The organism is Aquirufa beregesia (assembly GCF_011090385.1).
Taxonomy (GTDB): Bacteria; Bacteroidota; Bacteroidia; order Cytophagales; family Spirosomataceae; genus Aquirufa; species Aquirufa beregesia.
This window is the reverse complement of record NZ_SEWW01000002.1, coordinates 300,742-315,445: the sequence shown is the minus strand read 5'-3', so window position 1 is coordinate 315,445 and position 14,704 is coordinate 300,742. Positions and strand designations below refer to the sequence as shown.

The window sequence follows — 14,704 nt, the reverse complement described above, 5'->3', positions numbered from 1 at the left end:
GTACTAATTATAATCGCATTGGACTCAACACTTCCACACTATTCTCGGGCACAATTGGCCTTAAGAAACGGACAAGATCGCCCTGAAATCTGGGTGGCTTTTCAGGGAAAAATTTATGATATGAGCCATTCCCGACTTTGGAAAAATGGCAAACATTATGAGCATTGGGCTGGCCAAGATTTGAGCGATGAATTAAAAGATGCTCCCCATACAGCACAAGTATTTGAAAAATTTCAAGCCATTGGCATATTAACCTAATTCCATGATTCTACTAATAGAAAGCGGTTCCAGTAAAACAGAATGGAGGTATATTTCTTCCCCTCATGAAGCATACCAGCGTTTTCATTCCTTGGGAATCAACCCCTATTATCAAACACCTGAAGAAATAGAAGCCTCCCAGAAGGAAGTTATTGCTCAACTACGTAAACTTCCCATAGAAGAGGTCTACTATTATGGCACTGGCATTACGGATGAGTCCAAAAGAGAGATTATACGAAATTGGCTAATCCCGTATTTTTCAGATTTAAAGACCATTCAAGTAGAAAATGATTTGATTGCAGCGGCCAGATCGCTGTGTGGTGACAATTCTGGGATTGCCTGCATCTTAGGGACAGGCTCTAATTCTGGGTTTTTTAATGGGGAATCCATTTCGGAACAGATCCCCCCTTTAGGATTTTGGTTAGGAGATGAGGGCAGTGGTGGCCACTTAGGCAAGCTGTTGATTTTAGCCTATTTACATCAGGAATTGCCCCAGGACCTACGTGATTTATTCGTGAAGCGCTATGGGGAGTTAAATCGTCTAGATATTTTAGCCAAAGCATATCAGGGGGAATACCCCAACAGATGGTTTGCTGGATTTTCTAAATTCTTGTTTGATCACCGCAAGCATCCTTTTTGCTATCAAATGATTGAACATGCTTTTCAAGAGTTTATCCGACTATATGTAAGTAAATATTCCGAGGTAGAAACTCAAAAAATCCATTTTACTGGCTCTATAGCCTTTTATTATTCGGATATTTTGAAACAAGTACTTCGGAAAAATCGTTATCACTTGGGAAACATCAGTGAGACTCCTATGGCGGGTTTAACCTTATATCATAAATCGAAAAGATGGCCTGAATAGGTTAGGATGTTTTCAAGAAAATCATATAAATAGCAGGATAATTATATAACTTTGCTAAGTAGTAGCCTTCGTAATCAATAAACTCATTCGTCTATGACTGCCAAATTAAAATCCATTGGGACGAAACAAAAAGCCCTTCAGATCAATTTAGATCGCAGTATATATGGTTCATTTGCAGAAATAGGAGCAGGACAGGATGTTGCTGCTAATTTTTTCAAAGCAGGTGGAGCATCAGGAACCATAGCCAAAACCATTTCTGCTTATGATATGGCCTTTTCTGACGCTATTTATGGGGAAGAAGAATCTGGAAAATATGTCTGTGAGCCTCGCTTGATGAAAATGCTCAATCGTGAATTCAAATTATTGAAAGTACGATTGACAGAATCCGCTGATGAAAAACGTTTCTTCTCCTTTGCTGATACCGTTTCTGCCTTAAATTACCAGAAAGACAATGACGCCCATGGATGGGTGGGACTACGCTTTCAGTTAAGCCCTAATGGACCAGTCAATGATGTCGTTATCCACATCAACATGTTGGATAATGATAATATACTTCAACAACAGGCATTGGGTATCATTGGTGTGAATTTGATTTATGGTTGCTACCATTACCATGCTGATCCAGAAAAAATACTTGTTTCTTTATTGGACGACCTATCTCCTGATCGAATTGAGATCGACATGATTCGTTTTGAGGGGCCTGATTTTAAAGAAGTAGACAATCGATTGATGTCTTTGTACTTGGTGAAACACGGTTTCACGCAAGCAGCACTATTTGGGCCAGATGGAAATGTCATGCAACCTTATGATGCGCTTTCTAAGAAACACATTGTAGCCATTCGAGGACGTTTTAGACCTGTGACAAATATCTTTTCTGACATGGTCAGAAAAGGGATTAAACAGTTTGAAAATGAAGCCGATATCGATGATGATAAAATTTGTGTGGTTTCTGAATTAACCCTTCGGAATCTAGAAAATGAAGGGAATCATATCAACGAAAAAGACTTTTTAGACCGGGTAGACATTTTATGTTCTTTGGGTCAAACGGTATTGATTTCTAATTTCCACGAGTACTTTAAATTAGTCGCTTACCTAAGCAAATTTAGCCGCTTAAAAATGGCTTTAATTATGGGTATGCCTAACTTGGATTATATCTTTGAAGAGAAGCATTATACCCAATATCCTGGGGGTATATTAACCGCTTTTGCTAGTTTATTTGGTTTAAAAATTAAGCTCTATTTATATCCTACCTTGGATGAAAATGGTCAATTAATCAATTTGAAAACCTTTCAACCGGAAGCTCATTTAACTGGTTTATTCCAATACTTATTGGACAATGAAAAGCTAGCTGACATACATTCTTATGATGAGAATTTGATGAAGATTCGAACAGATCGTGTTTTAGATTTAATTCAACAAGGTTCGGGTGAATGGGAAAATTTGGTTCCAAGCTCGGTGGTTAAGCTCATAAAGGAAAAAGCATTATTTGGTTTTCCAGAAAAAACCATGGCTTAAGTTCTTCAAATTTGGGTTAATAAAAAAGGCAACTTCACAGTTGCCTTTTTTATTTCCTATCGCATTAAATCAATAAACTGATCAAATAAATATCGGGAATCATGTGGTCCAGGACTAGCCTCTGGGTGATGTTGTACCGAGAATGCTTTTTTTCCATTGACACGTAATCCTTCTACTGTTTGATCATTTAAATTAATATGAGTGAGGGTAGCTTGAGAACTAGCGCTAAGTTCCTCCATACGCACAGCAAATCCATGGTTTTGAGAAGTAATCTCAGACAATCCTGTTTCTAAATTTTTAACTGGGTGATTTAAACCGCGGTGTCCATTGTGCATTTTATACGTTTCCAAACCACATACCTGAGCTAGAATTTGGTGACCTAAACAAATACCAAATACGGGTTTATCGCTGGCTAAAAATCGGCTCACTGTTTCCACGGCATAAGGCATCACAGCTGGATCACCTGGGCCATTCGAGACAAAATAGCCATCTGGCTGCCAAGCGGCAATTTCATCAAAGGATGTTTTAGCTGGAAATACTTTCAAGTAACAGCCACGATCTGTCAGATTACTTAAAATACTTTTCTTAACTCCTAAATCCAATACAGCCACTTTAAAATCAGCGTTAACATCACCTAGGAAGTATGTTTCCTGAGTACATACTTGAGAAGAAAGTTCGAGTCCTTCCATGTTAGGTACTTTTGCTAACTCTATTTGTAATGATGCTACATCAAAAATTTCGGAAGAAATTAAGCAGTTCATAACCCCTTTGGTACGAATATGACGAACCAAAGCACGAGTATCAATACCTGATATTCCTACAATCCCTGCTTTTTCTAAATAATCTTGTAAAGATCCAGTGGCAGTAAATCGGGAATTAACACTTGAAAATTCATTGCAAACCATTCCGGCAATTTGTACTTGATTGGATTCTGCTTCTTGCGCATCCATTACGCCATAATTACCAATATGAGCTGTGGTATTAATAATCACTTGTCCAGCGTAGGAAGGGTCTGTATATATTTCTTGGTAACCCGTCATACCTGTATTAAAACAAATCTCACCACCGTGTGTGCCTATTTTACCCAATGCTTTCCCATGAAAGAGTGTACCATCTTGCAATAATAAAACCGCCGGAGTCGATTCTGTAATTTTCATAATGTATCTATGTTTGAATAAATTTTTATCTAAAAAAAGGGCTTCAACTAATTAAAGTTAAAGCCCTTCAAAATTAAAAGAGAAAAAAATTATGCATCTTCTCCTTTTTCTTCTTTAGGCTCTTCTGTTGATTCTTCAGCTGCTGGCTCTTCAGCCGCGGCTACTTCTTCAACTGCCTCAGCTGCTGGAGCTTCTGCTGCAGCTACTTCCTCAACAACCTCAGCCGATGGAGCTTCTGCTACTGGAGCAGCCGCATCAACGCCTTCTTTCTTTGCTCCAGAACGACGACTTCTACGAGTTTTACCAGCTTTTTCAGCAGAAGCTGCTAGCATAGTTTCGTTAAAATCGACTAATTCGATGAAACAAATCTCAGCATTGTCACCGAGACGATTTCCTAATTTGATAATACGTGTATAACCACCTGGACGACTAGCAACTTTTTCAGAAACGATTCCAAATAATTCTTTAACAGAATCTTTATTTTGAAGGTAAGCGAAAACAACACGACGATTGTTTGTGCTATCTGTCTTAGACTTAGTAATTAAAGGCTCAACATATTTACGCAATTCTTTTGCTTTCGCAACCGTTGTTTCGATACGCTTGTGTAGAATTAAAGAGGATGCCATATTGGATAATAAGGCTGCTCTGTGGGAAGCTGTTCTTCCTAAGTGATTGAATTTTTTTCCGTGTCTCATTGTGTTAATTCGTAAGTTAAAAGCCCTTTCGGACTGCGGTTAGTGGGTTTTACATGACCACCACCTATTACTTATTTAAAAATTGAATAATTAATCTTCGTCTAAACGATATTTTGCAACATCCATTCCGAAGGTTAAGCCTTTTTCTTCTACTAGTTGCTCTAGCTCAGTTAATGACTTTTTACCAAAGTTACGGAACTTCATCATATCTGAAATCTCTAATTTCACTAATTCGCCTAAAGTACGAACATCAGCTGATTTAAGGCAGTTGTAAGCACGTACAGATAAATCTAGATCGGCTAAAGAAGTCTTCAATAATTTACGCATGTGCAACATCTCTTCATCTACTACATTGTCTTCCTCCGCTTTTGGCGTTTCGAAAGTCATGGTTTGATCAGAGAATAACATGAAGTGCTGAATCAAAATGTAAGCTGCACCTTTCAATGCGTCTTCTGGATGGATAGAACCATCTGTTTCAATATCTAACACTAATTTTTCGTAGTCAGTTTTTTGCTCTACACGGGTATTTTCAATGCTAAATTTAACATTTTTAATCGGTGTGTAGATGGCATCAATGGCAATGTGACCAAAAGCTAACTCATTGGCGCGAGGCTCATCAGCAGGTACATATCCACGACCTTTTTCGATGATTAACTCAACTTCTAATTCTTTAGAAGAATCTAAGTTGCAAATCACTAAATCAGGATTTAAAACAGTAAAATAAGGCGTAAACTTAGCAATATCACCCGCTGTAAAGGCCGTTTGACCTTTCACTTTGATATTTACTTTATTTTCCAAAATCTCTTGCGCCTTTTTAAAACGGATCTTCTTCAAGTTTAGGATCATTTCAGAAACATCTTCATGAACACCTTCAATTGCTGAAAACTCGTGTAAAACACCAGAAATCTTAACGCTTGTAATCGCATAACCTTCCAAAGAGGAAAGTAAAATTCTACGAAGTGCGTTACCAATGGTAACACCGTAGCCTTTTTCGAGTGGCTTGAACTCAAATGTCCCGTGGAAGTCATCGGCTTTCTCCATCACAACTTTCTCGGGCATTTGGAATGCTAATATTGACATATTTCGTAGCTTAAAATGATCTTGAAAAAACGTTATTGATACTCTTTAAAATTGTATTATTAACCAGATTATTACTTCGAATACAATTCGACGATAGCCTGCTCATTAAAGTTTTCAGGGATCTGATCTCTTTCTGGATAAGCGGAAAACTTACCTACTAATTCCACTCCATCCCACTCTAACCAGTTGAAACGCTTTGGTGAACGGCTCGCAAGCGAATCAGAAACAACCTCAAGAGATTTAGATTTTTCACGTACACCTACCAATTGGCCTGGGCGTAATGAGTAAGAGGGCACATTTACTACATCACCATCCACAATGATATGTTTGTGGATAACCAATTGACGAGCAGCACGACGAGTAGGAGCAATTCCTAAACGATATACTGTGTTGTCCAATCTTGCTTCACACATTTTTAACAAGTTCTCACCTGTAATACCTTCTTTAACAGCGGCTTTGTGAAACAAATTTTCGAACTGACGTTCTAAAATACCATAGGTATATTTTACCTTTTGTTTTTCCTTTAATTGGATGGCATATTCAGAAACTTTTGAACGTTTCCCTTTACCATGCATACCAGGAGCATAATTTTTACGAGCTAATGCTTTACTCGGACCTAAGATCGCTTCGCCGAAACGACGAGCAATTTTGGATTTTGGACCAGTGTATCTTGCCATTTTTTTTAAAAGTCAATGCCCCTCTTATGGGCAATGAAGTAATTAATTAAGTGAATAAATGATGTTGGAGAAAATAATTACTAATTACCCAACATGGTTAAAATTAAACGCGACGACGTTTTGGAGGACGACATCCATTGTGAGGCATTGGAGTAATATCCTTAATTAAGGAAACTTCGATACCTGAGTTTTGGATAGTACGGATAGCCGACTCACGTCCAGCTCCCGGTCCTTTTACAAAAACCTCTGCTTTTTTCATTCCCGCTTCAACAGCTACTGCTGCACAGTTAGACGCTGCCATCTGAGCTGCATAAGGAGTGTTTTTCTTAGACCCACGGAAACCCATCTTTCCTGCAGATGCCCAAGAAATTACCTGTCCTGCTGAATTGGTAATTGAAATAATGATGTTGTTAAAGGAAGCTTTGATGTGTATTTGGCCTACTGACTCAACTACCACCACTCTTTTCTTCGCTTTATCTTTTCTTTTTGCTTGTGCCATTGGATAAAATCAATAAAAATTGTGTCGAGGAATTATCCCCTGTTATTATTTAGTTACTTTCTTCTTGTTAGCAACTGTCTTTCTACGACCTTTTCTCGTACGAGAATTGTTCTTAGTTCTTTGGCCACGTACAGGAAGTCCTTTACGGTGACGCAAACCACGGTAGCATCCAATATCCATCAAACGCTTGATGTTCAATTGAACCTCAGACTTAAGCTGTCCCTCCGTTTTGAATTCGGCAGCAATAATAGCACGGATGGCGCTAGCCTCCGTATCATTCCACTCACCAGCTTTCTTGTCAAACGAAATTTCTGCTTTCGTCAAAATCTTTTGAGCAGTGCTACGACCAATACCGAAGATATAAGTCAACGCAATTTCTCCTCTTTTTTTGTCGGGAATATCAACCCCTGCAATACGAGCCATATAGGTAATTAATTGTTGTTATTAATCATTTAATACTTTCGAATTATCCTTGACGTTGCTTGAACTTAGGATTCTTCTTGTTGATGACATAAAGCTTTCCGTGACGACGAATGACTTTGCATTCTGCACTACGCTTTTTAATCGATGCTTTAACTTTCATATTTGTTTAATTTATGGGTCAAACCTTATTATTTATAACGATAAACTATTCTTGCCTTACTCAAATCATAAGGCGACATTTCTAACTTCACTTTATCACCAGGTAAAATCTTGATGTAATTCATTCGCATTTTACCTGAGATATGCGCAATTACTTGATGCGTATTCTCTAATTCCACCCGAAACATCGCGTTCGAAAGGGCTTCCAATATGATGCCGTCTACTTCGATCGAGGATTGTTTGGCCATAATTTTCTGTTAAATATTCAACAATATTGTTGAGGTTTTTAATACTTCTTCAATGTAGCTAAAGGTAGTCAGCTGTAAAGCTTCATTTTTACCTACCGCTACGGTATGTTCAAAATGAGCAGATGCTTTACGATCTGCCGTTCGGATAGTCCAACCATCCTTGTCTACGGTGATTTGACGTTTTCCTAAATTAACCATAGGTTCAATGGCAATAACCATTCCTTCTTTTAATTTAGGGCCATCTCCTCGGCGACCATAATTGGGAACTTCTGGACTTTCATGTAGATTCTTACCTACTCCGTGTCCAACTAATTCCCGCACTACTCCGTAACCAAATCCTTCGGTATAAGTCTGCACAGCGGATCCAATATCACCGATACGTTTTCCTGCTACTGCTTGCTTTATTCCTAGGTACAAAGACTCTTTTGTCCTTGTCAATAAACTCTCCACATCCTTTCCTACTTGACCTATCGCATAGGTATAAGCGCTATCGGCGTGAAAACCATGTTTATACACTCCTGCATCAATGGAGATAATATCTCCTTCTTTCAGCTCTAAACTCCCTGGTAATCCGTGAACTACCACATCATTCACTGAGATGCAAAGCGAATAAGCATATTTTTTATCCCCTACTTGGTAATTTAAAAAGGAAGGATGAGCTTCATGATCCTTAATAAATTGGTAGGCAATTTTATCTAAAGCTAAGGTGCTTACGCCGGGTTGAATGGCTTTGGCAACTTCAGCATGACACTTTCCTAAAATTTCACCATTCGCTTGAATGATGGCTAACTCTTGGGGTGTCTTTAAATAAATCATCTTATCGGCTAATCATTTCGGAACGTCCTTTCACACGTCCTGATTGCATCAAACCTTCATATTTACGCATCAACAAATAACTTTCTATTTGTTGTAATGTATCTAGAACTACACCCACCAAAATTAACAAGGATGTTCCTCCAAAGAAGGATGCAAAACCTCTAGTTACACCAAATAAATTGGCAATGGCAGGCAAAATAGCAATGATAGACAACATCAATGCACCTGGCAATGTAATGCGATCTAAAATACTAGCAATGAAATTAGATGTTTCTTCTCCTGGTTTAACACCTGGAACAAATCCTCCACCACGCTTCATATCATCCGAAATTTGCGTCGGGTTAATGGAAATCGCTGTGTAGAAAAAGGTAAATACCACAATCAATAATGCAAATAATGCATTGTACTGCCAAGTTGTGAAATCACCGAAAGCCTGAGCTACCGATTGTGCAAATTCGCTTTTCTCTGCAAAAGACTGAGCTACCAAACCAGGGATAAACATTAAAGCCTGAGCAAAAATGATCGGCATAACACCTGAGGCATTCAACTTTAATGGAATGTATTGACGCTCACCACCCACGGACATCTTACTTCCTACCACTTGCTTAGCATATTGTACAGGAATACGACGAACCGCTTGAGTGACCATCACAGCACCCATTACGACAAAGAATAAGGCAATTACTTCGATGATGAATAACAAGGCCCCTGCCATACCACGTGATCCAGCCTCTTGTAATATGGAAGCAGGAAAACGAGAGACAATACCAATCATAATCAACATAGAAATACCATTACCAATACCTTTGTCGGTAATTTTCTCACCCAACCACATACAAAACATGGTTCCACCAATCAAGATAGCTACTCCATAAAGGCGGAAGAACCAAGGATCAACCAAGATGGCTTCTGCAGGAATAGTTACTTGTAAATAGGTAAACCCTTGCGCCGCTGTAACGAAAATCGTTAAGATACGTGTGATTTGGTTTAATTTCTTACGACCAGATTCTCCATCCTTTTGCATCTTTTGGAAGTAAGGAAGAGCAATGGTCAACAACTGAATAGCGATGGATGCTGAAATGTAAGGCATGATACCAAGGGCAAATACCGAAGCATTACTCAAAGCACCACCTGAGAACATATTCAACAAACCAAAGAGTCCACCATCACCGGCTTGTGTTAATTTAGTCGCATCTACACCTGGTAGAACGATATAAGAACCCAGACGGAAAAAAGTGATAAAAAGTAGCGTATTAAAAATACGACCTCTTAATTCCTCAATTGCGAAGATATGCTTAAACGTTGTTATTAGCTTGTTCATTCGTTTAGAATAGAGGATTAACCAACAATTGCTTGACCGCCTGCTGCTTCGATAGCAGCTTTAGCAGCACCAGAGAAACCTTTAACTGTAACTTCTAAAGCAGAAGTAACACTTCCACGACTTAAGATTTTCACTAAGTCTGACTTAGATACTAATCCGTGGCTGTAAAGTGTCTCAAAATTGATTTGCTTCAAGCCAGTAGCATCCGCTAAAGCTTGTAAGGTATCCAAATTGATTGCTTTGTATTCTACACGATTGATGTTTTTGAAACCGAACTTAGGTACACGACGTTGAATCGGCATCTGACCTCCTTCAAATCCACGCTTACGTGAATAACCTGAACGAGACTGAGCTCCTTTGTGACCACGAGCGGAAGTTCCACCAAGACCTGAACCTTGACCACGACCTACTCTTTTTCTTGTTTTTACCGAGCCTTCTGCAGGCTTTAATGAAGATAATTTCATGTGTATTGGGCTTAACGCTACCCTTTCGGGCAACTCGCAATTAAATTATATATTCTCTACTACAATTAAGTGATTGACTGCACGAATCATTCCGGCAATAGCTGGGTTTAATTCTACTTCAACACTTTTACGGATCTTACCTAATCCTAGTGCTTGAATCGTACGTTTCTGAACTTCAGGACGTTTGATGGCACTTTTTACTTGGGTAATTTTAACTTTAGACATCGTATGTTCTATTTTAGAGGCACTAAGGCACTCGATTATCCATTAAATACTTTAGCTACAGAAATTCCTCTTTGGAAAGCTACTGTGTGAGGAGCTCTCATTTTCACTAAAGCATCAATTGTTGCTTTAACTACGTTGTGAGGATTAGAAGAACCTTTAGACTTCGCTAATACATCGTGAACACCTGCTGATTCTAAGACAGCACGCATCGCACCACCGGCGATCAATCCTGTACCTGGAGCCGCTGGCTTAATTAATACGAAACCACCAGAGAATTTACCTAATTGCTCATGAGGAACAGTGTTCTTCAACAAAGGAATTTGGAACAAATTTTTCTTAGCGTCTTCGATACCTTTGGTGATAGCATCAGTTACTTCGTTTGCTTTTCCTAATCCGAATCCTACGATTCCGTGACCATCACCTACTACAACGATAGCAGAAAAACTGAAACGACGACCTCCTTTTACCACTTTGGCAACACGGTTGATGGCTACTACTTTCTCCTTCAACTCACCCTCATTAACCTTAATTGGTTTTGCTTGTAAATGCGACATATCTTTTATTAAAATTGTAAGCCACCCTCGCGAGCGCCTTCAGCTAATGATTTAATTCTTCCGTGATACAAATAACCGTTACGATCAAAAACCACTTTGGTGATTCCAGCAGCTTTGGCCTTATCTGCGATAGCTGTTCCTACTAATTTGGCAGCCTCTACATTGTTGTTCACTTTACCTTTCTTGTATGAAGTAGCAGACATAATCGTCTTTCCACTCAAATCATCTACCAACTGAGCGTACATCGCTGTGTTGGAACGGAAAACAGTTAAACGAGGACGTTCAGCTGTTCCTTTTATTTTCGCACGTATCGCACGTTTGATGCGAAGTCTACGTAAATCTTTTGTTGTTGCCATATTGATTTAACTTGTTTGTGTGGATTTCCGGCCCACGCTTTCTATTTATTTCTTACCACCTGCTTTACCTGCCTTGCGACGAACTTGCTCACCCACAAAACGAACACCTTTACCTTTGTAAGGCTCCACTGGACGAAGTGATTTGATTTTAGCTGCCACCTGACCGATTAATTGCTTGTCGATACTTTCTAAATTAACCATTGGGTTTTTACCTTTCTCCATCGCCGTAGTGATTTTGACTTCTTCAGGTATAGCCATAAAAATAGCGTGAGAGTAACCTAAGCTCAGCTCCAAGATATTACCTTGGTTTGCTGCTTTGTAACCCACACCAATGATTTCTAAATTTTTCACGAAACCTTCACTTACACCAACAACCATGTTGTTAATCAATGAACGGTAAAGACCGTGCATTGCTTTGTGACGTTTCTGCTCTGTTGGACGTTTTACGGTCAACACATTTCCTTCGATTTCAATGATGATATCTTGGTCTACTTGTTGAGATAAAGTTCCCTTAGGGCCTTTTACCGTTACCAAATTACCTGTATTAACATCGACTGTTACACCAGCAGGTAGGTTGATAATTTTATTTCCTATTCTTGACATGAAAATGTAGTTTTTGCTTAGATTTCGAGCTTAGCTCCTTTCAGCGTTAAACAATTAATTATTAATATACGTAGCAAAGAACCTCACCGCCAACGTGTAGTGTACGAGCTTCTTTGTCTGTAATTACTCCTTTCGAAGTAGACAAAATAGCGATACCCAAACCGTTCAATACGCGTGGTAACTCTTCAGCTCCGTTGTACTTACGTAAACCTGGCTTAGAAATACGAGTCAAATTAATGATTGCAGGTTGCTTAGTCACTGCATTATATTTCAAAGCAATCTTGATGGTTCCTTGAACTGTAGTATCATCAAATTTATAATTTGAAATATACCCCTTATCAAAAAGCACCTTCGTGATTTCCTTTTTAATGTTGGAAGCAGGAATTTCAACTACCCTATGGCGTGCCTTCAAGGCATTTCTCAATCGGGTTAAATAGTCTGCTATAGGATCTGTCATTGTTTTTAAATTTGCCGCAAGCCATTAAAAAGGCCTGCAAAATTACAAAAATGAATTTAATTAATCAAATTTTATATTACCAGCTTGATTTGGTCACTCCTGGAATCAAACCATTGGAAGCCATTTCGCGGAAAGTAACACGGCTAATGCCGAATTTACGCATATAACCACGTGGACGACCAGTCAACTTACAACGGTTATGAAGACGTACTGGAGAAGCATTTTTAGGTAACTTATCCAATCCTAGGTAATCACCTGCTGCTTTCAATGCCGCTCTTTTCACTGCATATTTAGCAACAGCTGCTTCGCGTTTTCTTTCTCTAGCTTTTACTGACTCTTTAGCCATGATGTAAAAATTTTAAATGTGTTAGTAGCCGGTGGCTAATTATTTTTTAATATTGGAAAAAGGCATTCCTACAGCAGCCAATAAAGCGTAAGCTTCTTCATCCGTGTTAGCTGTAGTCACAAAAGTGATGTCCATACCGGAAATTTTAGCTACTTTATCGATGGAAATTTCAGGGAAGATAATTTGCTCTTTCACCCCCAAAGTATAATTTCCACGTCCGTCAAATCCCTTTTCTGAGATTCCTTTAAAGTCACGTACACGAGCTAAAGAAACCGTAGTTAAACGATCTAAAAACTCATACATACGATCTCCACGCAAGGTTACTTTCACACCAATCGGCATGTTTTCACGCAATTTAAAGTTAGAGATCGCCTTTTTAGAAATGGTTGCCACTGCCTTTTGACCAGCAATTTGAGTAATTTCTTCTACAGCTACATCTACTAGCTTTTTGTCCGCTACAGCGGCTCCTACACCTTTGTTGATTACGATTTTAGTAATCTTAGGCACTTGCATCACAGACTTGTACTGAAACTTTTCTTTCAAGCTAGGTACAACCTCTTCTACAAAACGTTTTTTTAATCTAGGTACTGCCATTTTTGTATATGTTGTGGATTTCCGACCCACGCGTTAAATTCTATTTATGCAATAAATTTTCCTGTTACTTTGGAGTAGCGCTGTAACTTTCCTTGTTCGTTTACTTTACGACCGGTACGTACAGGCTTTCCGTTTTCAACCACCATCAAGTTAGAGATGTGGATTGAACCCTCACGCTTTTCAATACCTCCTTGAGGATTGCTTGCTGAAGGCTTAACGTGCTTCGTTTGCAAATTAGCTCCTTCTACAATTGCACGAGATTTCTCAACGATCACTTGCTTGATAACGCCTGTTTTACCTTTGGCATTACCTGCAATCACCATCACAGTATCTCCTTTTTTTACGTGCAATTTTGTTTGCTTGCTTGTATTATTTTCCATGGTATGATTTTTTCTATTGGATAACCAATATATCTATCTATTTATAAAACTTCTGGGGCTAAAGAAACAATCTTCATAAAACCAGCCTCACGCAATTCACGTGCCACAGGTCCAAAAATACGCGTTCCTCTTGGCTCATCGTTGGCATTTAATAAAACGGCCGCGTTATCTTCAAAACGAATATACGTACCATCTTTGCGACGAATTTCTTTTTTCGTACGAACAACTACTGCTCTTGAAACTGTTCCTTTCTTCATGCTTGAAGAGGAAAGAGCCGACTTAACTGAAACTACAATTTTATCGCCTACAGAAGCATATCTTTTTCCAGTACCTCCCAAAACGCGAATCACTAAAACTTCTTTCGCTCCAGAATTATCCGCTACACCCAATCTTGATTCTTGCTGTAACATTATCTTTGATCTTTAAATTTTAAATTTTGAATAACAAGAGACAGAATTATTTCGCTTTTGCGATTACTTCTACTAATCTCCAACGCTTATTTTTAGAAAGAGGACGGGTTTCCATCACTTTCACTGTATCACCAATTCCGCACTCATTATTCTCATCATGAGCCATCAATTTAGTGGTCTTCTGTACGAACTTTCCGTACAAGGGGTGCTTAACCTTACGGTCTACTGTAATAGTGATTGATTTATCCATCTTATCACTAACCACTTTCCCAATCCTTACTTTTCTTAGGTTTCTTTCTTCCATGGTTGTTGGACTTGTTAAACAATTGACCATTAGCAATTCCGAAATGGTCTATTAAAAATTAATAATTAATTAAGCTTTTGCTTGCGCCGATAAAGCTGTCTCTAAGCGGGCAATCAATTTACGAGTTTCACGGATACGCATTGGGTTCTCTATCGGTGAAATGGCATGAGCCAATTTCAAACGAGATAAGTTCTCTTGCTCCACAACGATTTGCTGTGTCAATTCCGCTACTCCTAATTTGTTTATTTCTGCGTTTTTCATAACGATGCTATTTAAATTTTAAACCTGAGGTCTAAAA

The 14,704-nt window shown here is 38.7% G+C and carries 25 protein-coding genes; 3 read left to right on the top strand and 22 right to left on the bottom strand.

The window, feature by feature from the left end; genetic code table 11:
* Positions 1–54 precede the first annotated feature (54 nt).
* From EWU23_RS05345 to EWU23_RS05335, 3 genes are all read left to right on the top strand, one after another.
* Positions 55–258 (top strand): cytochrome b5 domain-containing protein, encoded by a 204-nt coding sequence (locus tag EWU23_RS05345; protein ID WP_394367301.1) that lies wholly within the window; start codon positions 55–57, stop codon positions 256–258.
* Positions 259–262: 4 nt separating this feature from the next.
* Positions 263–1,123, top strand: coding sequence for an N-acetylglucosamine kinase (locus tag EWU23_RS05340; RefSeq protein ID WP_166229579.1), 861 nt, complete (start codon positions 263–265; stop codon positions 1,121–1,123).
* 93 nt (positions 1,124–1,216) lie between these two features.
* Entirely contained in the window at positions 1,217–2,638 is a 1,422-nt protein-coding gene (locus tag EWU23_RS05335; RefSeq protein WP_166229577.1) for a TonB-dependent receptor, read from the top strand.
* 56 nt (positions 2,639–2,694) lie between these two features.
* Here the strand turns inward: EWU23_RS05335 and carA are convergent, their stop codons facing one another.
* The 22 genes from carA to rpmC form a co-directional block, all read right to left on the bottom strand.
* Positions 2,695–3,795, bottom strand: a complete 1,101-nt coding sequence (carA, locus tag EWU23_RS05330) for a glutamine-hydrolyzing carbamoyl-phosphate synthase small subunit (RefSeq protein WP_166229575.1) — start codon at positions 3,793–3,795, stop codon at positions 2,695–2,697.
* Between the two features lie 89 nt (positions 3,796–3,884).
* Complete coding sequence (rplQ, locus tag EWU23_RS05325; protein WP_166229573.1) at positions 3,885–4,490, bottom strand: 50S ribosomal protein L17; 606 nt, start codon at positions 4,488–4,490, stop codon at positions 3,885–3,887.
* 90 nt (positions 4,491–4,580) lie between these two features.
* The gene (locus EWU23_RS05320) at positions 4,581–5,570 is read right to left on the bottom strand and encodes a DNA-directed RNA polymerase subunit alpha (RefSeq protein WP_166229571.1); all 990 of its coding nucleotides are present in this window, start codon (positions 5,568–5,570) and stop codon (positions 4,581–4,583) included.
* Between the two features lie 71 nt (positions 5,571–5,641).
* Positions 5,642–6,247 (bottom strand): 30S ribosomal protein S4, encoded by a 606-nt coding sequence (gene rpsD, locus EWU23_RS05315; protein WP_166229569.1) that lies wholly within the window; start codon positions 6,245–6,247, stop codon positions 5,642–5,644.
* A 103-nt stretch (positions 6,248–6,350) separates the two neighbouring features.
* A complete protein-coding gene (rpsK, locus tag EWU23_RS05310; protein ID WP_166229566.1) occupies positions 6,351–6,746 on the bottom strand; it encodes a 30S ribosomal protein S11 in 396 nt (131 codons plus the stop codon).
* 45 nt (positions 6,747–6,791) lie between these two features.
* Positions 6,792–7,169 (bottom strand): 30S ribosomal protein S13, encoded by a 378-nt coding sequence (rpsM, locus tag EWU23_RS05305; RefSeq protein ID WP_109324398.1) that lies wholly within the window; start codon positions 7,167–7,169, stop codon positions 6,792–6,794.
* Positions 7,170–7,212: 43 nt separating this feature from the next.
* Positions 7,213–7,329 (bottom strand): 50S ribosomal protein L36, encoded by a 117-nt coding sequence (gene rpmJ, locus EWU23_RS05300; RefSeq protein ID WP_109324399.1) that lies wholly within the window; start codon positions 7,327–7,329, stop codon positions 7,213–7,215.
* A gap of 28 nt (positions 7,330–7,357) precedes the next feature.
* Positions 7,358–7,576, bottom strand: a complete 219-nt coding sequence (gene infA / locus EWU23_RS05295; RefSeq protein ID WP_092013982.1) for a translation initiation factor IF-1 — start codon at positions 7,574–7,576, stop codon at positions 7,358–7,360.
* A 9-nt stretch (positions 7,577–7,585) separates the two neighbouring features.
* Positions 7,586–8,392 (bottom strand): type I methionyl aminopeptidase, encoded by an 807-nt coding sequence (gene map, locus EWU23_RS05290; RefSeq protein WP_166229564.1) that lies wholly within the window; start codon positions 8,390–8,392, stop codon positions 7,586–7,588.
* Between the two features lies 1 nt (position 8,393).
* Positions 8,394–9,713: a preprotein translocase subunit SecY gene (gene secY, locus EWU23_RS05285; RefSeq protein ID WP_166229562.1), complete on the bottom strand. Its 1,320-nt coding sequence runs from the start codon at positions 9,711–9,713 to the stop codon at positions 8,394–8,396.
* Positions 9,714–9,730: 17 nt separating this feature from the next.
* The gene (rplO, locus tag EWU23_RS05280; protein ID WP_109324402.1) at positions 9,731–10,177 is read right to left on the bottom strand and encodes a 50S ribosomal protein L15; all 447 of its coding nucleotides are present in this window, start codon (positions 10,175–10,177) and stop codon (positions 9,731–9,733) included.
* 45 nt (positions 10,178–10,222) lie between these two features.
* Positions 10,223–10,402: a 50S ribosomal protein L30 gene (gene rpmD, locus EWU23_RS05275; protein ID WP_205753085.1), complete on the bottom strand. Its 180-nt coding sequence runs from the start codon at positions 10,400–10,402 to the stop codon at positions 10,223–10,225.
* Between the two features lie 35 nt (positions 10,403–10,437).
* Positions 10,438–10,956, bottom strand: a complete 519-nt coding sequence (rpsE, locus tag EWU23_RS05270) for a 30S ribosomal protein S5 (RefSeq protein WP_166229560.1) — start codon at positions 10,954–10,956, stop codon at positions 10,438–10,440.
* Between the two features lie 8 nt (positions 10,957–10,964).
* On the bottom strand, positions 10,965–11,312 hold the full coding sequence (gene rplR / locus EWU23_RS05265) for a 50S ribosomal protein L18 (RefSeq protein WP_109324405.1): 348 nt from the start codon (positions 11,310–11,312) through the stop codon (positions 10,965–10,967).
* 45 nt (positions 11,313–11,357) lie between these two features.
* Positions 11,358–11,915 (bottom strand): 50S ribosomal protein L6, encoded by a 558-nt coding sequence (rplF, locus tag EWU23_RS05260; RefSeq protein ID WP_166229558.1) that lies wholly within the window; start codon positions 11,913–11,915, stop codon positions 11,358–11,360.
* 61 nt (positions 11,916–11,976) lie between these two features.
* Positions 11,977–12,372, bottom strand: coding sequence for a 30S ribosomal protein S8 (rpsH, locus tag EWU23_RS05255; protein ID WP_109324407.1), 396 nt, complete (start codon positions 12,370–12,372; stop codon positions 11,977–11,979).
* Positions 12,373–12,448: 76 nt separating this feature from the next.
* Positions 12,449–12,718, bottom strand: a complete 270-nt coding sequence (gene rpsN, locus EWU23_RS05250) for a 30S ribosomal protein S14 (RefSeq protein ID WP_109324408.1) — start codon at positions 12,716–12,718, stop codon at positions 12,449–12,451.
* Between the two features lie 39 nt (positions 12,719–12,757).
* On the bottom strand, positions 12,758–13,312 hold the full coding sequence (gene rplE, locus EWU23_RS05245; protein ID WP_166229555.1) for a 50S ribosomal protein L5: 555 nt from the start codon (positions 13,310–13,312) through the stop codon (positions 12,758–12,760).
* A gap of 44 nt (positions 13,313–13,356) precedes the next feature.
* Positions 13,357–13,692 (bottom strand): 50S ribosomal protein L24, encoded by a 336-nt coding sequence (rplX, locus tag EWU23_RS05240; protein ID WP_166229553.1) that lies wholly within the window; start codon positions 13,690–13,692, stop codon positions 13,357–13,359.
* 41 nt (positions 13,693–13,733) lie between these two features.
* Entirely contained in the window at positions 13,734–14,102 is a 369-nt protein-coding gene (gene rplN, locus EWU23_RS05235) for a 50S ribosomal protein L14 (RefSeq protein WP_109324411.1), read from the bottom strand.
* Between the two features lie 46 nt (positions 14,103–14,148).
* A complete protein-coding gene (gene rpsQ / locus EWU23_RS05230; RefSeq protein ID WP_109325446.1) occupies positions 14,149–14,406 on the bottom strand; it encodes a 30S ribosomal protein S17 in 258 nt (85 codons plus the stop codon).
* Positions 14,407–14,475: 69 nt separating this feature from the next.
* Complete coding sequence (gene rpmC / locus EWU23_RS05225) at positions 14,476–14,667, bottom strand: 50S ribosomal protein L29 (RefSeq protein ID WP_109324412.1); 192 nt, start codon at positions 14,665–14,667, stop codon at positions 14,476–14,478.
* Positions 14,668–14,704: the final 37 nt, after the last annotated feature.